Raw genomic sequence first — 19,971 nt, 5'->3', positions numbered from 1 at the left:
AATTATAAGCTCATTTAAATAGCTCGTATTATCATATCTCGGTTTTTTTCAGTATCACCGATGTTTTTTCTTATTATTTAAGGTAATTTCATTTTTAAGATGTTTACTATCTAATACTTTATTTGTAGCCCATTGTTGGATAATTCCTAAGACCATTGAAGAAAGCCAATAAATATTCAGCCCTGAAGGAAAGTTATAAAACATTGCAGTAAACAACACTGCCATAACTGTTCCCATAGATTGTTGCTGTCGCTGTTGATCTGTCATCACTCCTTTTTTACTTAGACTTGTTAACTTTTGTTGAGCAAACATAACAAGACCTAAAAGAATAGGCAATAAGTGAAACTCATTTCCAATAAACCAAACAGGATGTTGCCAAGAAAACAGCACGTCTGGAGCTGTTAAATTGTCTATCCAGCCAGGGATAAGAGATGCTCCTCTTAATAAGAATGAAGATTTTAATAAATCAAACATTGCTATTAAAAAAGGTAGTTGTATCAATAAAGGAAAACATCCTGTTATAGGATTTACCTTATTAGCCTTATACAAGGCCATGACTTCCATTTGAGCTCGTTTCGGTTCTTTTTTATATTTTTGCTGAATTTGCTGAATATGAGGAGAAAGAATTTGCATCCGTCGCATAGAACGAATTGACCAAGCATTCAAAGGATACAAAATAAGCTTTAAAAAAACCGTTAATAAAATTATTGAAATTCCCCATGAGCCTGATATCATTTTAAAAAATTTCAAAATAACAAATAACAGCGAAGCGAATGGTGCTGTAATAAAAGAAAAAATACCTCGCAATGAAATGCATGACAAATAATTCGGATTCTCTCCACTAGGTTTAGTGAAAGCTTTATCTAAGGCTTTCAAAGAAGGCTCCGCTAATGGTCCTGCATAAACTAAGAAGTTATAACTTCCAGCAGTCTTAGGCAAAGGCAAAAGAGCCTCATACCCTGGATACTTTGAAGCTGGATATGCTTGGTTTTTAGGATTCAAAACAGACAAACGTGTTGGCAATACAGAGCCTGGAAGATATAGGGAAGCATAGCTTGAAGGAGTAGATGTTAACGGTGTCAGGATTATTCCAAAATATCCATTGGAATTCAAAATCCATCGAGGGTGAGTTCCTTTTTGCACAAGAAAAGGTGTTTTAATTTTAGGAAGCTTTGCTTTATCTAATGTTCCTTTATTTTTCTTTTGAACTTGACATCCTATCATAGGAATAAAAGTATTGGACATTATTTCTACCTCGGGGATTCCCGAAGTTATCCAAATATCTTCATTATCATTAGACGACACGATTTCCACTTCAAATGCGTAGGGTTGAGAAGAGGAATCTTCTGGTAATTTATAAATTTTCTGAAATTTTTTATCTAAACTTTCTAAATGAATTGTCTTAGGAGAAAAAGTCACTATACGATATCCAGAAGTTACAGGAATAGACAACTCTCGTCCAGAGACAATACTAAGAGCGTGATAACCCATGGGTATGGGCTTCATAGTACCACTAAGAATACCTCTTCGTAATAAAGGATAGAAACCACCAATTTGAGGAGAAATTCGACTCCCTTGAGAAGTCATAGAAATAACTCCTGGGAAAGAAGCCTGCCTAGAATCTTGTTCTAGCAAATCTCGATCAAAACCAATTTCATTTACTATGCTCTTTTCATTTGTAGAAACAAACGGAAGATTTATTTCTACAATAGAACCACTTTCTTGAGAAATAAGAATCTGCATGTAGTCATTAGATAAGACTAGGTGCTCATACCCAGAAGAATTCTTAGTATCACTCTGTTCTTCAAAAATCACAGCCCTAGTAACAGGTAAATCTATAAAATTCAGCTTCTCTTTGCGAGTATCATATACACCTAAAGGTATATATCTATTTCCAGATCGCCAAAAAATAATAGAAGTACCAAAAATATCCCCTTCTTTATTTCTAACTTTACCTTGTTTATATTCCCCAAGAAAAACTATAGGAGCTTTGTTGTTACGAAATTCAACACCCAAGATAGACAAAGCGTCATCACTTGAAGGTAAGAAAACCTTCCCTGCATTTTCAGAAAAAATCTCAGAATTATTCTGACTATACAACGCTATATGGACATTATCAAAAGACTGCGCTTGGTCAATAAATTGCCAAGGCTCACCAACAGAATAAATTACGTTCGGCACATTACCTGTATTCGGTAATAGCAAATTATCACCTATACGAATAGCGTATTGGTTTAGCTGATTATTAGGATTATCAGAAGAATTCCATGGTACAACACTTAATCCTGAAGCCTCTGTTAAAGAAAGAAGTTGTTCAGAAACTTTCTGTTGTTTTTCGGAAAGCTGTTTACAAGAATTAAATTCCTTATAACCGAAAAATATTTGACAACCAACAAAAGCCATTCCTACTAATGAGACAAACAGCAAAGTACGTTTATTCATCTGATAAACTCTAAAAAATTAAATCAAAAAAGCGAAAATACCATAAATCTATTTATCTCTCATAGGAGAATTGTGATACTAGCCAGTTATTTTGAATTAAACCTTTTTTGTCTTTTTTTATAATTCATGAAGCAAACTCCTAACAAACCCACTCCAAAAAAGAATAGAGGGAGGGATAAAATCTGACCAATACTAAGTAAAGAGCATTCATTCACAACTTTTCCCTGATGAGTTTTAACAAATTCAGCAAAGAAACGAATCAAGGCCACCCCTAAACAAACTACAGCAGTTATCCATCCGCGCCCCAACTTAAGAAACCGCTTATAAGCAAGTATATACAGAAACAGGGATAAAACTAGATAACCTATAGCTTCATATAATTGAACAGGATGTACAGGAATACCTCGAATACCCTGCACAGGATTAGAAAAAACTACCCCCCAAGGCAAAGATGTGGGTGTTCCTATGATTTCCTGATTCATAAAGTTTCCCAAACGAATCAAAAAAGCAGAACAACCAAAGACTGCACCACATAAATCTGTAAGAAACAAATAAGTTAACCAAAAAATTCTCTTTCGATAAGTCCAAGAAAATATAGCTACCCACAAAAGCAATCCTATAATCGCGCCGTGGCTAGAAAGTCCTCCATGCCAAATCTTAAGGATTTCTTGAGGATTTTGCACATAGAAGTGCCAGCCATAAAATACAACATAGGCAAGTCTAGCTCCAACAATAATAAAAAATAGAGAATATAATACAAAATTCTCTAAAGCTCTTTGCACTTCTTTTTTTGAAAAACTTGAAGGGTTCTTTGTATTATAAAGAGACAAAACAAGACGAGCTCCAGCAAAATATGCTAAACAGATCCCAGAAACAAAAAAAAGACCATACCAAGTCAACTGAAGAGACAAACGCTCAGATACCCATAAAAATTTTGAAAAATTCCAGTATATTACAGCGATATTAACCACAACGACAATCCAAAATAGCAATAAAATCTACAACAAGCGTATAATAAAGCAATTAAAATAAGCGCAACAAACTATGGCGAGAAAATTCAATCATATACTAACTTTACTTCCAGGCATCGTTTGGGTTGTTGTAGGAACAAAACTCCTTTTAAAAGCTGTTTCTGATATATTTATTTCCCCTTTTTCATTTGTCACTAGTTTACTGCTATCTATGCTTGCATGGGGTTTATCTTCTATTAAATATAAATGTATTTTGCAAAAAATTGCTGAAACTCAACATGTTTTTGCTGAACAGTTTATCTCAAAAAAAATTTCAACACAAAAATATTTAAAGAACTCCTTTTTTTCGAAAGGATTTATTGTTTTAATAGCCATGCTTTTACTCTCAATGGTTTTACGGAAATTTATTTCTCACTCTGCAATTATCTTTGTAATTCGAGCAACTATCGGATATGCACTTATTAAAACAGCGACAACCTATTTTTCCTTAATTCAAAAGACTCTTCCTCAAGCATAATAAAAACTTCATGGAAATAATCCATATAGGCACAGATATCATTGAAATTCAAAGAATTCGTAGGGCTATAGAAATTTACGGCCAACGTATTCTAGACAAACTTTTTACCGTAAATGAACAAGCTTATTGTCTAAAAAGGGCTAATCCCTACCCTTCCTTTGCAGCTCGATTTGCAGGAAAAGAAGCTGTTGCTAAAGCGTTGGGGACAGGCATTGGCAGCCTAGTTAAGTGGAAGGATGTAGAAATTCGTAAAATTTCAAATCAACCTGAGGTCTACCTAAATCCTCTTGTTTCTATCAAAACTGGGATAACCAAAGTAATTCTTTCTATTAGCCACAGTCGTGAATATGCCACAGCAGTAGCTATTGCCTTAACCTAAAAATCTTTCAGCATCTAAAGCTGCCATACAACCACTTCCAGCAGAAGTAATAGCTTGTCTGTAATATTTATCTTGAACATCTCCTGCAGCAAAAACTCCTGATACTGAAGTTCGGCTCGTTCCTTTTTCAGTAATAATATAGCCACCTGCATCAATCTCTAATTGGCCACCTAAAAAATCAGTATTCGGCTGATGGCCAATAGCAAAAAACACCCCAGCAGCTTCCCGAGTCTCAATTTGCTGAGTTAAATTATTTTTAATTTCTACAGATCTCACTAATTTATCTCCGGAAATTTTGACAATTTCACTATTCCATAAAAAAGTGATCTTATTATTTGCTCTTGCCTTATTCTCCATTACTTTTGACGCTCTTAAAACATCTCTTCGATGAACAAGAAACACCTGCTTACCATAACGAGTTAAATACATAGCTTCTTCTAAAGCAGAGTCTCCGCCACCTATAACAAATAAATCTTTATTTTTAAAAATAGGAGAAGCTCCATCACAAACAGCACAAGCAGTCACACCTTTTTGCCAAAATTCATTATCCCCAGCACCAGGAATATCTAAACGTTTTGCAGAAGCACCTGTAGCTATAATACATGCGTCGCATGTATAAATCTCTTCATTGGATCGCAAAACAAAAGGACGCACACTAAAGTCGACAGAAGTGATATCTTTAGAAAGTATTTCTGTCCCACACCGTATAGCTTGAGCCTTCATGTTATCCATTAATTTCGGTCCTAAAACTCCCTCAGGAAAGCCTGGGAAATTTTCAACTTCTGTTGTGGTCATTAGTTGCCCTCCGGCAATGCCAGAAAAAAAACCCTCAAAGAGACGCGGATAAAGCAAAGCTCTTGAAGCGTAAATTGCTGCAGTATACCCTGCTGGACCAGAGCCAACGATAATTATTGGAGAATGAGACATTTATCAACACCTTTTCATGTTTTGGGAAATACTCAAAATAAATAAAAATTTTTTATGCGACAAACAAATAGAATAAAATATCTTGCGTAAGCGAGGTCTTGCCTTTTTTAAGGTTTATATTTACACTGTCTTTTTTGACTTTGTAGTTTTTAGGAGAATAACAATAAATGCCGAAACAAGCTGAATATACTTGGGGATCTAAAAAAATTCTGGATAACATAGAATGCCTCACTGAAGACGTTACCGAATTCAAAGACCTACTTTACACAGCACACGGAATTACTTCGAGTGATGATGAGTCCAATAACGAAATACAGCCCGGCGCCATCCTAAAAGGCACAGTGGTAGATATTAATAAGGAATTCGTTGTTGTTGATGTCGGCTTAAAATCTGAAGGGGTTATCCCCATGTCAGAATTCATAGATTCTTCAGAAGGCTTAGTTCTAGGAGCCGAGGTTGAAGTCTATTTAGATCAGGCTGAAGATGACGAAGGCAAAATTGTTTTATCCAGAGAAAAAGCTACAAGACAACGTCAATGGGAACATATTTTAGCTCATTGTGAAGAAGGTTCTATTGTTAAGGGGCAAATTTCCCGCAAAGTCAAAGGTGGTCTTATTGTTGATATTGGAATGGAAGCGTTCCTTCCAGGATCTCAGATTGACAATAAGAAAATTAAAAATCTTGATGATTATGTTGGTAAAGTTTGTGAGTTTAAAATATTAAAAATTAATGTTGAACGAAGAAATGTTGTTGTTTCTAGGCGAGAATTATTAGAAGCCGAAAGAATTTCTAAAAAAGCTGAGCTTATTGAACAAATCACAATTGGAGAGCATCGTAAAGGTGTTGTTAAGAATATCACAGATTTCGGAGTATTTTTAGATCTAGACGGTATCGATGGCCTTCTTCATATTACAGATATGACATGGAAACGCATTCGCCATCCTTCTGAAATGGTTGAGCTCAATCAAGAGCTTGAAGTCGTTATTTTGAGTGTAGACAAAGAAAAAGGACGAGTAGCTTTAGGTTTAAAACAAAAAGAACACAATCCATGGGAAGATATTGAGAAAAAATATCCTCCAGGAAAGCGTGTTACAGGTAAAATTGTTAAACTTCTCCCCTACGGGGCCTTTATTGAAATCGAAGAAGGTATAGAAGGGCTTATCCACATCTCTGAAATGTCTTGGGTGAAGAATGTTATAGATCCTAGTGACGTTGTTAATAAAGGTGATGAGGTCGAAGCTATTGTCTTATCTATTCAAAAGGAAGAAGGTAAAATTTCTCTTGGGTTAAAACAGACCGAGCACAACCCCTGGGATAATATTGAAGAAAAATATCCTATTGGACTTCATGTAAAAGCAGAAATTAAAAATCTCACAAATTACGGAGCCTTTGTAGAATTAGAGCCGGGTATAGAAGGGTTGATTCATATTTCTGATATGAGTTGGATAAAAAAAGTAACTCACCCTTCAGAGTTGTTTAAAAAAGGCAACATTGTAGAGGCTATCATTCTATCTGTAGACAAAGAGAGTAAAAAGATTACTCTCGGAGTTAAACAATTAAGTTCTAATCCTTGGAATGAAATTGAAGAAATGTTTCCTGCGGGAAGCGATATTTCTGGAGTTGTAACAAAAATCACAGCATTTGGAGCCTTTGTTGAGCTTCAAAACGGTATAGAAGGGTTGATTCATGTTTCGGAACTTTCTGAAAAGCCTTTTACAAAAATAGAAGATATTATCTCAACTGGAGATGTTGTACACGCAAAGGTGATCAAATTGGATCCAGATCATAAAAAAGTATCCCTTTCAATTAAAGAATATTCAGCTGATCAACATCTCAATAGAAAAAGAGATACTAGTTCGAAAGGTGGTTTGGATTTTGATTCATATACCTCGACAGAAAGGAAAAGAAAAGGAAAGTAGTAAGTTAACGATTTCCATAAGTAAGAGGATATTTTTCTAAGCAGACATATCCTCTCATTATCACTCTATTGATTTCCTTGCTTATAAAAGGTGTGCAATGAACAAAGATCTTATAGCTATTTTTGATTATATGGAAAAAGAAAAAGGCATTCAACGCGCGACAATTATAAGCGCTATTGAATCGGCTTTAAAAATAGCAGCAAAAAAAACCTTAAGAGATGATGCTAATATTTCTGTAAATATTAATTCTCGTACAGGAGATATAGAAGTTTTCTGTGAGAAAGAAATTGTTGATATCTGTTTGAATCCTAGTAAAGAGATTCCATTAGATAAAGCTCGCGAATTTGATCCAGACTGCGAAATTGGACAGTATATGGATGTTCCTTTTGTTTCTGAAAATTTTGGAAGAATCGCAGCTCATGCAGCACGACAAATTATAGGGCAAAAGTTACGTCATGCAGAAAAGGATGTTATTTATGAAGAGTACCGTCATCATGTAAATAAAATCTTTTCTGGCATTGTTAAACGATTTGTTAAAGGATCTAATTTAATTGTTGATTTAGGTAAGGTTGAAGCCATCTTGCCTGCTCGTTTTTACCCTAAAACAGAAAAACATAAGATTGGAGATAAAATTTATGCTCTGCTTTATGAAGTTCAGGAATCCGATAATGGAGGAGCAGAAGTCATTCTTAGTCGGAGTCACCCAGAATTCGTTAAGCAATTATTCATGCAAGAGGTTCCTGAATTAGAAGAGGGATCTGTAAGCATAGTTAAAATAGCTCGAGAAGCTGGTTATCGCACTAAACTAGCTGTCAGTTCTTCTGATTTTAAAACAGATTCTGTAGGAGCTTTTGTTGGTATGCGGGGAGCTCGAGTAAAGAATATCATTCGAGAATTGAATGATGAGAAAATAGATATTGTAAACTACTCTTCTATTACTACAGAACTATTGCAAAACTTACTTTATCCTATAGAAATTCAAAAAATTGCAATTTTAGAGGATGATAAAGTTATAGCTATCGTAGTTAATGACGCTGATTATGCTACTGTAATAGGAAAGAGAGGAATTAATGCTCGTTTGATTAGTCAAATTTTGAATTACGAGCTTGAAGTTCAACGCATGAGTGAATACAACAAACTTTTAGAAATCCAACGTTTACAGTTGGCTGAGTTTGATAATCCTCAATTAGATAGACCTCTAGAAATAGAGGGTATTAATAGACTTGTAGTCCAAAACCTGGAACATGCAGGATATGATACAATTAGAAAGGTATTGTTAGCGAGTGCTAATGATCTGGCATCCGTTCCCGGAATATGTTTAGAACTTGCTTATAAAATCCTAGAGCAAGTCAGCAAATATGGAGAAGACAAAGTTGACGAAAAACCTGAAACTGAAAATTAAAAACGCTCAGCTAACAAAAGCTGCAGGTTTAGATAAGCTAAAACAAAAACTCGCACAAGCAGGGTCTTCGGAATCTAAGGTTTCTAATGAAAAGACCTCGGCGAAAATTATAGCTAAAGAAAAAGTTTCTACACCATTAGCAAACTCTACAGCCCAAGAATCTGGACTCACCCCTGCTGTAGAGCAAGTTCCTCGTCGTATTCGTGCAAAAAATCGCTCTTCTTTCTTAGAAGAAACTCAACCTCTTTCTCAGCCTACAAAGGAAGATAAAGTCTCTTCTTCAGAGTTTGTTTCTATTGAGGATCAGGAAGAAAGCCCCTTACCAGATGAAACAACAGAAGAAATGGTAAATGTAGAAGTTCAATTGCCTGATAATAATAAAATAGAGCCATCACCTCCACCGGTTCCTGAAGAACCTAAAAGCGTGGTAATGATTAAATCTAAATTTGGTCCTACAGGAAAACATGTTAATCACTTATTAGTAAAAACGTTTAAGGCTCCAACCAAAGAAGAAAAAACTTCTTCTAGAGAATCTTCAACAACTAGTCCAAGAACACCAAAATCATCCCCTGTGGACTTAGAATCTAATCGCGATAATAAGCCTGCCCAAGCTAATCGTTCAAGTCCATTTCCTCGTCGAGATCCAGGGAAAAAACCCCTGTCAGATTTTCGAGACCGAATAAAAAAAGATGACGGTGTAAAAGCTTTTACAGGAAGAGATCGTTACGGTCTTAATGAGGGTAGTGAAGAAGATCGCTGGAGAAAAAAGCGGACTCAGAAAGTTAAAAAACACTATGACGAATATACAATTCAACGTCCAACACATATTAAGGTTCCATTACCCATCACAGTAAAAGATCTTGCTGCAGAAATGAAATTAAAATCTTCTGAGCTTATTCAGAAACTTTTTATTCACGGTATGACCTATGTTGTTAACGATATTTTAGACAGTGAAACTACGGTACAATTTATTGGTCTTGAGTTTGGCTGTACTATAGATATTGACTATTCTGAAAAAGATAAGCTTTGTTTGGCCTGTAATACGGTAAAAGAAGAAATTGAAGCTACGCCTCCAGAAAAGCTTATTATCCGTTCCCCTATTGTTGCTTTCATGGGTCATGTTGATCATGGGAAAACAACTCTCATTGATGCTTTAAGAAAGAGTAATATCGCAGCTATTGAATCCGGAGCTATTACTCAACATATGGGAGCTTTCCGATGTTCCACACCAGTAGGAGATATTACTATATTGGATACTCCAGGCCACGAAGCATTTTCTGCTATGAGAGCTCGAGGTGCTGAAGTTTGTGATATCGTGGTTCTTGTCGTTGCTGGAGATGAAGGCATAAAAGAACAAACTTTAGAAGCTGTAGAACATGCACGAACTGCAAATATTACCATTGTTGTTGCTATCAATAAGTGTGATAAGCCGAACTTCAATGTTGAAACAATCTACAGACAACTTTCTGAAATCAACCTTCTTCCAGAGGCTTGGGGAGGAGCAACAGTTACAGTAAATACTTCAGCAAAAACAGGAGAAGGTCTTTCAGAGCTCTTAGAAATGCTAGCTTTACAAGCAGAAGTACTTGAGTTGAAAGCTGATCCACAAGCAAGAGCTCGTGGCCTTGTTATTGAATCAGAGCTTCATAAAGGTATGGGACACATTGCAACCGTATTGATTCAAAATGGAACATTACATCTTGGAGAAGCCTTAGTTTTCAATGATTGTTGTGGAAAAGTTAAAACTATGCATGACGAGCACAATTGCCTCATGAGAGAAGCAGGTCCATCTACCCCAGTGTTAATCACAGGGCTTTCCAATATTCCTAAAGCAGGAGATCCCTTCTTTGTTGTTAAAAATGAAAAAGCTGCGAAAGAAATCATAGAGGCTAGACTAGCTGGTCAGCAACGCTATGCTCTACAGAAGAAGCGACCTAATTTTGATACAATGTTACAAAATAAAAAGACGTTAAAACTAATAATTAAAGGCGATGTACAAGGATCCATAGAAGCTCTTACTAATTCTATTTCTAAAATCAAATCAGATAAGGTTAATGCAGAAGTTTTATCTCATAGTGTTGGAGAAATTTCTGAATCAGATATACGTTTAGCAGCTGCATCAAAAGCGACTATTATCGGATTTCATATAGGAATAGAAAGTCATGCAGAACCTTTAATCAAAAGCTTAGGGGTTAAAATTCAGCTATTTACAGTTATCTACCATGCAGTAGATGCTGTTAAAGAAATGATGACTGCTCTCTTAGATCCTATCGCAGAAGAAAAAGATTCTGGTTTTTCTGAAATCAAGGAAATTTTCAAGTCATCTCAACTTGGAACAATTTATGGTTGCTTAGTTATGGATGGAACCATGACAAGAAACAGTAAAGTTCGTGTAACACGAAATAAAGAAGTTTTATGGAAAGGAACCCTTTCATCTTTAAAACGAGTAAAAGAAGACGTTAAAGAAGTGAAAAAAGGTTTAGAATGCGGGATTCTTTTAGAAGGTTATCAGCAAGCTCAGGTAGGTGATATCTTACAATGCTATGAAATCATTTACCATCCGCAAACACTGTAGTACACAATATTATGATAGGTAACAGACGTATTCAAAAAGTAAACTCTCTTCTAAGAGAATCTATTGCTGAAGTTATTCTGAAAGATGTTCAACATCCTAAAATTTCCAATCATTGGATTACAGTAACTCGAGTTTCTCTATCCAAAGATCTTCGTTCTGCGCGAGTTTACGTATCCATTATGCCTCAAGAAAAAATTTCTATAGAAGAAACTCTAGAAGCTTTAAAGATTTCTGCTGGTTATATAGCTTGTAAAACATCTAAAAAAGTTATTCTTAAGTATTTTCCAGAACTTAACTTTTATCTTGAAGATATCTTTTCCCCTCAAGACCGTATAGAAAGTCTACTCTGGAAAATTCGAGAATGAGACTCTAATTTATAAAGTGTTCTAATGAAAATTTAATATTAAAGATACCGCCATGAAACTTGCAACAGAACTCAAAGAAGGCATTCTTCTTGTAGATAAGCCTCAAGGAAGAACCTCTTTTAGTCTTATTCGAGCTCTTACAAAGTTAATAGAAGAAAAAAAAGTAGGTCATGCAGGAACTTTAGATCCTTTTGCTACAGGTGTCATGGTAATTTTAGTAGGACGACGCTTCACTCGCTTATCTGATGTTTTACTCTTTGAAGATAAGGAATATGAAGCTGTAGCTCACCTAGGAACTACAACAGACTCTTTTGATTGTGATGGAAAGGTTGTCGGTAGATCAAAAAAAATTCCTTCTTTAGAAGAAGTTCATTCTGCAGTAGGTTATTTCCAAGGAGAGATTCAGCAGATTCCTCCAATGTTTTCAGCTAAGAAAGTACAAGGGAAAAAACTTTATGAATACGCGAGACAAGGCTTATCTATAGAGAGAAAATGTTCTACAGTTCAAGTAAACTTGCAAATTACTAAATATGAATATCCTCTTCTTCATTTTGTTGTTCAATGTAGTAAGGGAACTTATATCCGTAGTATAGCTCATGAATTAGGAAATATGTTGGGTTGTGGAGCTTATCTTGAACAACTAAGACGTTTACGTAGTGGGAATTTCTCAATAGATCAGTGTTTTGATGGTAAACTTTTAGATTACCCTAATTTTAACATCTTGCCTTACCTTAGAGATGCCCGTGGAAATCTTTTATAGTCTAGCAACTGATTTTCCTATTGATTCTGTAACTATTGGTTTTTTTGATGGTTGTCATTTAGGTCATAAAAAACTGTTATCCATATTAACCTCGTATCCAGGAACTTCAGGAATCATCACTTTTGACCCTCATCCTCAGAAGATCTTATCAACTTCTCCAAGATTAATAACAGAGAAAAAAGAGCGTCTACAACTATTACAAGCCTTTCCAATAGACCTCTTAAATATTCTTTCTTTTACTCAAGACTTTGCTAACCAATCGGCAGAGGTCTTTATTTCAGAAGTTCATTCGAAACTAAAATGTAAGCGCTTGATTCTTGGTCATAACTCCCGTTTAGGAAAAGGAGGTGTTGATAATATAGAAACTTTACAGCCTCTTGGAAAACGTTTGAATATGGAGATTATCCAAGTTCCACTCTTTCAAATCAGAGGACAAACAGTATCTAGTCAGAAAATCCGAAGTTTACTTTCTCTTGGAGATTTAGAAACCGCTAATTTTTATTTAGGACATCCTTATAAAATTTCCGGCCAAGTAATTTCTGGAAATGGTATAGGTTCAAGTCTAGGTTTTGCAACACTGAATTTGATTAAAGAAAATTGTTTGCTCCCCTATGGAGTATATGCTTGTGAAGTAAACCACAATAACTTGAAATACCCCGCTATTATGAATTTAGGAGAAGCTCCTACGGTAAAAAGATATCGCTTATATCTTGAAGCCCATCTCTTTGATTTTTCTGGAAATCTCTATGGAGAACAGGTATCTATTATTCCCAAAAAATATCTCAGGGCAGAACAAACATTTTCTTCTAAGACAGAATTAGCACACGCCATACAAAAAGACATTCTTCAAGCTAAAGCTTTCTTTCAAACAATATCTTAATTATGTAAGAAAAGAATAATATCTCCATCTTTTACTATATAATCGCGACCTTCAACTCGCAATTTTCCAGCTTCTCGAACACCATTACGACCATGATAAGCAATTATATCTTCTAAAGTAACAACTTCTGCTCTAATAAATCCTTTCCGAATATCCGAATGGATTTCTCCTGCAGCCTCAACAGCTGTAACTCCATTAGAAATAGTCCATGCTCGAGTTTCTTGAGGACCTGTAGTGAAATAAGAAATTAAACCTAACGTATTGTAAGCAGCATTCACAAATTTCTGTAAAGCAGAGGATTCTAAACCCAAGCTAAGTAGAAATTCTTGGCGTTCAGCCACAGGTAAAGAAACTATCTCTTCTTCTATCTGAACACAAATCGGAATAACTTGGGCATTTTCTCGAGCAGCAATCTCTTTTACGACAGCAACATAATCGTTTTCCATACTAGGTAAAGATTCTTCTCCAACATTCGCAACATAAAGGATGGGTTTCATTGTAAGAAAAGAATAAGTTTTCAGGAAAATGCGCTCTTCTTGAGTAATATCCAAAGAGCGCACAGGTTCACCTTTTTCTAAATGAACGATAATTCTTTCTAATAAAGGTAATACCCCCTTACTTTCTTTTTTTCCTTTTTCCAATTTCTCAAGTTTTCCATAAATATTCTTTGCGGAAGCAAAATCTGCTAATATTAATTCTAAATTAATAACAGCAATATCGTCAGCAGGATCTATCTTTCCTGAAACATGAGTTACATTAGAATCATCAAAACATCGAACGACATGAGCAATAGCATGTGTTTCACGAATATGTGAAAGAAATCGATTTCCTAAGCCAGCACCAGTAGCAGCCCCTGTGACAAGACCAGCAATATCAATAAATTTCATGTCAGCATATAAAATCTTATGACTCTGACTAATTTCCGCAAGAACCTCCAATCGTTTATCTACTACTGGAACGATGCCAACATTAGGATCTATTGTACAAAAAGGATAGTTACAAGAAGCAACCTGAGCTCCTGTTAACGCATTAAATAACCCAGATTTACCGACATTTGGCAATCCAACAATTCCACATTCTGTATGACTCATAACCTATCTAATATTTTGGATTTTTGCAAATTCAAATTTGGGAGATGAATTAGTTTCTTCTCGCCATGATTCAAGAATCATAGCGTATCTAAAAATTCCTGACAAAATTTCTCCTATAGGAAAAAACAAGCTACTCTTCTTTAAAAGAATTTAAACCTAAAATCTAATCTCTGAGTAACTTAGGCTTCTTTCTTGAGAAAAACACAGTTATACGGTAAGTTGCAAACAATTCTTGATATCGACCCTATCGATAAAATTTTGGCAACGGCATGGGTGAAAAAACAGAAAAGGCAACGCCAAAGCGACTCAGAGATGCAAGAAAGAAAGGTCAGGTAGCGAAATCTCAAGATTTCCCTTCCGCTATAACTTTCATTGTATCAATGTTTCTAGCCTTTTCCCTGTCCTCCTTTTTTTTTCAACATCTTGGAGGATTCCTTGTCTCTTCTCTCAAACAAGCTCCTATAAATCACGATCCAAGACTTGCAGTATTTTATTTAAAAAACTGCTTAACACTCATCCTTACAACCTCACTTCCTCTACTCGGAGCTGTAGCTATTGCAGGACTTATTGTAGGGTTTCTTGTTGTTGGACCGACTTTTTCTACAGAAGTTTTCAAACCCGACTTGAAGAAATTCAATCCTATCGATAACATCAAACAAAAATTTAAAATAAAAACTTTAATAGAACTTTTAAAGTCGATATTTAAAATTTTTGGTGCAGCTCTTATTCTTTACTTAGTTTTGAAAAATCGTGTTTCTTTAATCATAGAAACCGCTGGCGTTTCTCCAATTATTACAGCCTACATCTTTAAACAGATATTTTATAAAGCAATAACATCCATAGGAATCTTTTTTATTGTCGTTGCAGTTCTCGATTTGGTTTACCAACGTTTTAACTTTTCTAAAGAACTTAAAATGGAAAAATTTGAAGTCAAACAAGAATTCAAAGATACTGAAGGAAATCCAGAGATTAAAGGACGTCGACGTCAAATAGCTCAAGAAATCGCTTATGAAGACCCTTCATCTCAAATCAAACATGCTAGTACTGTGGTTTCTAATCCTAGAGATATTGCTATTGCCATTGGTTATATGCCAGAAAAATATAAAGCCCCATGGATTATTGCTATGGGAATTAACTTGCGGGCTAAAAGAATCCTTGCAGAAGCAGAAAAATATAATATTCCGATAATGAGAAACGTTCCCTTAGCTCACCAACTCTGGGATGAAGGAAAAGAGTTGAAGTTTATTCCTGAATCCACGTATGAAGCTATTGGGGAAATCCTTCTCTATATCACCTCACTTCAAGCGCAAAATCTCAATACTAAAAATGTTAACCAACAACCCGACAATCTGTAATGAATAAACTACTCAATTTTGTAAGTAGAACCTTTGGAGGGGAAGCTGCTCTAAATTTAATCAACAAGTCCAGTGACCTACTCTTAGCAGTCTGGATGATGGGCGTGATCTTAATGATCATTATGCCCCTCCCCCCAGCAGTTGTGGACCTTATGATTACTATTAATCTAGCGGTTTCTGTCTTTCTATTGATGGTAGCTCTCTATATTCCTAGTGCATTACAGCTATCTGTATTCCCCTCTCTACTTTTAATCACAACAATGTTTCGCTTAGGAATTAATATTTCCTCATCTCGACAAATTTTGCTAAAAGCCTACGCAGGACATGTCATCCAAGCATTCGGAGATTTCGTAGTTGGAGGGAATTATGTTGTCGGATTTATCATCTTTTTAATCATTACTATCATTCAGTTTATTGTGGTTACTAAAGGTGCTGAAAGAGTCGCTGAAGTTGCTGCACGATTCAGATTAGACGCAATGCCTGGTAAACAGATGGCTATCGACGCTGATTTACGTGCAGGAATGATTGACGCAATTCAAGCTAGAGATAAACGCGCTCAAATCCAAAAAGAAAGTGAACTTTACGGAGCCATGGACGGTGCCATGAAGTTCATAAAAGGGGATGTCATCGCTGGAATTGTGATTTCTTTAATCAATATTGTTGGGGGGTTAACTATTGGAGTTGCCATGCATGGCATGGATCTTGCACAAGCAGCTCACGTTTACACCTTACTCTCTATTGGAGATGGATTAGTCTCTCAAATCCCTTCTCTTTTAATCGCCTTAACAGCCGGTATCGTCACTACTCGAGTTTCTAGTGATAAAGATACGAATTTAGGACGAGAAATTTCTACTCAATTGGTCAAAGAGCCAAGAGCTTTACTCCTTGCTGGTTTTGCAACTCTTGGTGTCGGTTTCTTCAAAGGATTTCCTTTGTGGTCATTTGCAATTCTTGCCATGATTTTTGGAGTCTTAGGAGTTATTCTTTTAGCAAAAAAAAATTCCGCAAAAAAAGGTGGTGGTGCCAGTGGAGCATCAACAACTGTCGGAGCAGCTAGCGAGGGCATAGCTACAGCAGAAAATTCTGATGATTATACTTTAACACTCCCGGTAATCTTAGAACTAGGTAAAGAACTCTCTAAGCTTATTCAACAAAAGACAAAATCTGGTCAGAGTTTTATCGATGATATGATTCCAAAAATGCGTCAAGCTTTATATCAAGATATTGGAATTCGTTATCCAGGAATACATGTTCGCACAGACTCCCCATCTCTTGAAAGCCATGATTATATGATTCTTCTCAACGAGGTTCCTTATGTTAGAGGAAAAATTCCTCCAAATCATCTGTTAACAAATGAAATAGAAGAAAATCTTAATCGTTATAATCTTCCTTTCATTACTTATAAAAATGCTGCAGGATTACCTTCTGCATGGGTAAGTGAAGATGCTAAAACAATCTTAGATAAGGCTGCCATTAAATATTGGACTCCTCTTGAAGTAATTATTCTTCATCTTTCCTATTTCTTTCATAAAAGTTCTCAAGAATTTCTCGGTATTCAAGAGGTACGCTCTATGATTGAATTTATGGAGCGCTCCTTCCCTGATTTAGTAAAAGAAGTCACGAGACTCATTCCTCTTCAAAAACTTACAGAAATTTTTAAACGCTTGGTTCAAGAACAAATTTCCATTAAAGATTTACGCACTATTCTAGAATCTTTAAGTGAATGGGCCCAAACAGAAAAAGACACTGTTTTACTTACAGAATATGTTCGTTCTTCTTTAAAGCTATACATCAGTTTCAAATTCTCTCAAGGTCAATCTGCAATTTCTGTTTATCTTTTAGATCCTGAAATTGAAGAGATGATTCGTGGAGCTATCAAACAAACTTCTGCAGGATCTTACCTTGCTTTAGATCCAGATTCTGTTAATTTGATCTTAAAATCTATGCGAAATACAATCACACCGACTCCTCCAGGAGGCCAACCGCCGGTACTCTTGACAGCAATTGATGTCAGACGCTATGTACGAAAACTTATAGAGACTGAATTCCCAGACATTGCTGTAATCTCTTATCAAGAAGTTCTCCCAGAAATTCGTATACAGCCATTAGGAAGAATTCAGATTTTTTAATAGATCTTTGTATTCTTTAGGGGGCATATGGCAGCTGGAGGCACAGGAGGCTTAGGAGGTTCAAAAGCAGTTGACCTTGCAGCAGTTCAATCTGCGGCAGCTGCAGCGGATGCTGCAGAGGTCATAGCATCTCAGGAAAGCTCAGAAATGAGTATGGTCAAAGAAGCTCCCGATTCTACAAATCCTGCGGCAGCAACTCGAACAAAAAAGAAAGAAGAGAAATTTACAACCCTAGAATCTCGACGTAAGGGCGAAGCTGCAAAAGCAGAGAAAAAAGCAGGGTCTGCGGAAGAAAAGGCTGATCAAGATCTTGCGGACAAGTTTTCTCAAGGAAACTCTGAAGTCTCTGCTCAAGACTTAAGAAATGTTCGCGATAATTTAAAAGAAGACTCTTCTTCTGAAGATATTTTAGAACTTTTATCTAATAAATTTAAAGATTCCACTATCCAATCTGTTGCTTTGGATTATCTCATACAAACAACACCACCTTCACAAGGAACGTTAAAAGAATCTTTAATACAAGCACGTGAAAATCTTCTCCAAAGGGAGGGAAGAAAAGTTACAGGAGGAAGAAATATTTTATTCGCCTCTCAAGAATATGCTGAAGCTATGAATACCTCTCCAACAGGGTTAAGAAGTCTTTATACCGAGGTAACTTCTAATGTGCATTCTTGTGAACAACTGCTGACAATGCTTCAATCTCGTTACAATCAAGCAGAAATGGGAACTGTAAGTTCATTCCTATTAAGAGGAATGGCCGCTGACCTAAAATCTGATGGCCCTTCTGTAGCTCCAGCAAAACTTCAAGTCATGATGTCAGAAACTCGCAATTTACAAGCAGTTTTGACATCTTTTGAATTTTTCGAGACAAAAGTTTCTCCTATGTTAGATAGTCTAAAAGCAGAAGGTGCCTCTATCTCTCCTGATTTAAACTTTAAGGTTGTAGCAGAAACTTTTCATAAAATCATCAACGATAAATTTCCTTCAGCATCAAAAATCGAAAGAGAAACGCAGGGGATTATCGGAAACGATCGAGAAGCTATGTCATCACTAATTAACCTTTTTGTCGTTGCCTTAGGAGCAACTTCCCCTAGACTCTTTGCTTCTGCACAAAAACGCCAAGATTTAAAAACTATGATGTTAAACACTCTAGATTCTATCAATAAAGATAATGAAGATTATCCTAAAGCAACAGATTTCCCTAAACCCTATCCCTGGTCATAGTAATGCAAAGTCAATTCGAACAACTCTTAGAATCCTTAGGGATCATGTTACATACCAACCTTACCCCAGACAAAAATCATGCGTGTTTAATTCGCTTTAGCGAAACTCAAGTTCCTGTTCAGTTAGAAGAAGATGGAAATTCTGGAGATCTTGCTGTTGCTACAATGTTAGGGCCTCTTCCAGAAAATGTTTTTAGAGAAAGAATTTTTAAAGCTGCTCTTTCGGTAAACGCTTCTCCGCTATCTGGAATTAAAGGAATCCTAGGTTACGGAGAAATTTCTGAGCAACTCTATCTTTCAGATATTTTAAGTATGAATTACCTTAATGGGGAAAAGCTTTTTCAGTATCTTACATTTTTTTCTCGACATGCGTTTATCTGGATACAAGCACTTCAATCAGGAAATCTTCCTGATCTTCATGCTCTTGGCCTTTATCATATAGCATAACTTGTGAATATTCACAGCAGCATAGAAAAACTTCCAACATCACATGCTTGGCAATATATCGGAACGTCACCAAAGCATGGCATCTGTGTTCCCTTATTTTCCCTACACACACAAAATAGCTGTGGCATCGGAGAATTTTTAGATCTTATTCCTCTAATCTCTTGGTGTAAAACTTCTGGATTTCAAATTATTCAACTTCTTCCTTTAAACGACACAGGAGAAGATAGCAGCCCATATAACAGTATTTCATCAATTGCTCTTAATCCTCTGTTCCTTTCTCTTAAAAACCTTCCAGAAGCAAATTCTATTCCAAACGCTTCTGATAAATTTCAAGAAATGCACAAATTATGTGAGTTTCCTACAGTTCATTATATCAAGGTCAAAAACGCTAAATGGTCGTTCCTAAAAGAATATTACAAACGTGTTGGAAGAACGATGATTTCCAACAATCAAGCATTTCAAAACTTTTTAAAACAAGAATCTTATTGGTTAACTCCCTATACAATTTTTCGCGCTATCAAAAATCATATGAAAGGAGCGCCTATAAATATTTGGCCAAAAGCTTTTACAAATCCCAAAAATTTTTTAA

General features: G+C 35.8%; 17 protein-coding genes. 13 read left to right on the top strand and 4 right to left on the bottom strand.

Going from position 1 to position 19,971, the window contains the following annotated elements; translation table 11 throughout:
- Nucleotides 1–54: 54 nt before the first annotated feature.
- Nucleotides 55–2,442 (bottom strand): membrane protein insertase YidC, encoded by a 2,388-nt coding sequence (gene yidC / locus JMS40_RS03370; protein ID WP_201456872.1) that lies wholly within the window; start codon nt 2,440–2,442, stop codon nt 55–57.
- 86 nt (nt 2,443–2,528) lie between these two features.
- Complete coding sequence (locus JMS40_RS03365) at nt 2,529–3,404, bottom strand: prolipoprotein diacylglyceryl transferase (RefSeq protein ID WP_201456878.1); 876 nt, start codon at nt 3,402–3,404, stop codon at nt 2,529–2,531.
- Nucleotides 3,405–3,486: 82 nt separating this feature from the next.
- Here JMS40_RS03365 and JMS40_RS03360 point away from each other — a divergent pair, with 82 nt between their 5' ends.
- Together JMS40_RS03360 and acpS are read left to right on the top strand one after the other, a co-directional pair.
- Nucleotides 3,487–3,930, top strand: coding sequence for a hypothetical protein (locus tag JMS40_RS03360; RefSeq protein WP_201456871.1), 444 nt, complete (start codon nt 3,487–3,489; stop codon nt 3,928–3,930).
- Nucleotides 3,931–3,940: 10 nt separating this feature from the next.
- A complete protein-coding gene (acpS, locus tag JMS40_RS03355; protein ID WP_201456870.1) occupies nt 3,941–4,309 on the top strand; it encodes a holo-ACP synthase in 369 nt (122 codons plus the stop codon).
- On the opposite strand, the gene trxB is transcribed toward acpS, so the two are convergent.
- Nucleotides 4,301–5,236 carry a thioredoxin-disulfide reductase gene (gene trxB, locus JMS40_RS03350; protein ID WP_201456869.1) on the bottom strand — a complete coding sequence of 312 codons (936 nt, stop codon included), beginning with the start codon at nt 5,234–5,236 and terminating at the stop codon, nt 4,301–4,303. The genes acpS and trxB overlap by 9 nt on opposite strands.
- A gap of 167 nt (nt 5,237–5,403) precedes the next feature.
- Here trxB and rpsA point away from each other — a divergent pair, with 167 nt between their 5' ends.
- The 6 genes from rpsA to JMS40_RS03320 all read left to right on the top strand — a co-directional run bounded on the left by rpsA (nt 5,404) and on the right by JMS40_RS03320 (nt 13,137).
- Entirely contained in the window at nt 5,404–7,155 is a 1,752-nt protein-coding gene (gene rpsA / locus JMS40_RS03345) for a 30S ribosomal protein S1 (RefSeq protein ID WP_201456868.1), read from the top strand.
- 97 nt (nt 7,156–7,252) lie between these two features.
- The gene (gene nusA, locus JMS40_RS03340) at nt 7,253–8,557 is read left to right on the top strand and encodes a transcription termination factor NusA (protein WP_201456867.1); all 1,305 of its coding nucleotides are present in this window, start codon (nt 7,253–7,255) and stop codon (nt 8,555–8,557) included.
- A complete protein-coding gene (infB, locus tag JMS40_RS03335; RefSeq protein WP_201456866.1) occupies nt 8,514–11,132 on the top strand; it encodes a translation initiation factor IF-2 in 2,619 nt (872 codons plus the stop codon). The genes nusA and infB overlap by 44 nt, the downstream gene beginning before the upstream one ends.
- Before the next feature lie 11 nt (nt 11,133–11,143).
- Complete coding sequence (gene rbfA / locus JMS40_RS03330) at nt 11,144–11,497, top strand: 30S ribosome-binding factor RbfA (protein ID WP_201456865.1); 354 nt, start codon at nt 11,144–11,146, stop codon at nt 11,495–11,497.
- 52 nt (nt 11,498–11,549) lie between these two features.
- Complete coding sequence (gene truB, locus JMS40_RS03325) at nt 11,550–12,257, top strand: tRNA pseudouridine(55) synthase TruB (protein WP_201456864.1); 708 nt, start codon at nt 11,550–11,552, stop codon at nt 12,255–12,257.
- Entirely contained in the window at nt 12,241–13,137 is an 897-nt protein-coding gene (locus tag JMS40_RS03320) for a bifunctional riboflavin kinase/FAD synthetase (RefSeq protein ID WP_201456863.1), read from the top strand. Before truB ends, JMS40_RS03320 begins: the two co-directional genes overlap by 17 nt.
- Here JMS40_RS03320 and ychF read toward each other — a convergent pair.
- Nucleotides 13,134–14,228 carry a redox-regulated ATPase YchF gene (gene ychF / locus JMS40_RS03315; RefSeq protein ID WP_201456862.1) on the bottom strand — a complete coding sequence of 365 codons (1,095 nt, stop codon included), beginning with the start codon at nt 14,226–14,228 and terminating at the stop codon, nt 13,134–13,136. The two genes, JMS40_RS03320 and ychF, sit on opposite strands and share 4 nt — an antisense overlap.
- A 269-nt stretch (nt 14,229–14,497) precedes the next feature.
- On the opposite strand from ychF, the gene sctU reads away from it, so the two are divergent.
- The 5 genes from sctU to JMS40_RS03290 all read left to right on the top strand — a co-directional run.
- Nucleotides 14,498–15,583 (top strand): type III secretion system export apparatus subunit SctU, encoded by a 1,086-nt coding sequence (gene sctU / locus JMS40_RS03310; protein ID WP_201456861.1) that lies wholly within the window; start codon nt 14,498–14,500, stop codon nt 15,581–15,583.
- Nucleotides 15,583–17,712 (top strand): type III secretion system export apparatus subunit SctV, encoded by a 2,130-nt coding sequence (gene sctV / locus JMS40_RS03305; protein ID WP_201456860.1) that lies wholly within the window; start codon nt 15,583–15,585, stop codon nt 17,710–17,712. The genes sctU and sctV overlap by 1 nt, the downstream gene beginning before the upstream one ends.
- Nucleotides 17,713–17,739: 27 nt before the next feature.
- Entirely contained in the window at nt 17,740–18,936 is a 1,197-nt protein-coding gene (gene sctW / locus JMS40_RS03300; RefSeq protein WP_201456859.1) for a type III secretion system gatekeeper subunit SctW, read from the top strand.
- Between the two features lie 2 nt (nt 18,937–18,938).
- Nucleotides 18,939–19,382 carry a CesT family type III secretion system chaperone gene (locus tag JMS40_RS03295; protein ID WP_201456858.1) on the top strand — a complete coding sequence of 148 codons (444 nt, stop codon included), beginning with the start codon at nt 18,939–18,941 and terminating at the stop codon, nt 19,380–19,382.
- Between the two features lie 3 nt (nt 19,383–19,385).
- A partial coding sequence (locus JMS40_RS03290; RefSeq protein ID WP_201456857.1) for a 4-alpha-glucanotransferase occupies nt 19,386–19,971 on the top strand: 586 nt, incomplete at its 3' end.

The sequence above is a fragment of the Chlamydia sp. 17-3921 genome, assembly GCF_902705545.1.
Lineage (GTDB): Bacteria > Chlamydiota > Chlamydiia > Chlamydiales > Chlamydiaceae > Chlamydia.
The sequence above is the reverse complement of the archived record's forward strand: the minus strand, read 5'-3'. Positions and strand labels throughout refer to the sequence as shown.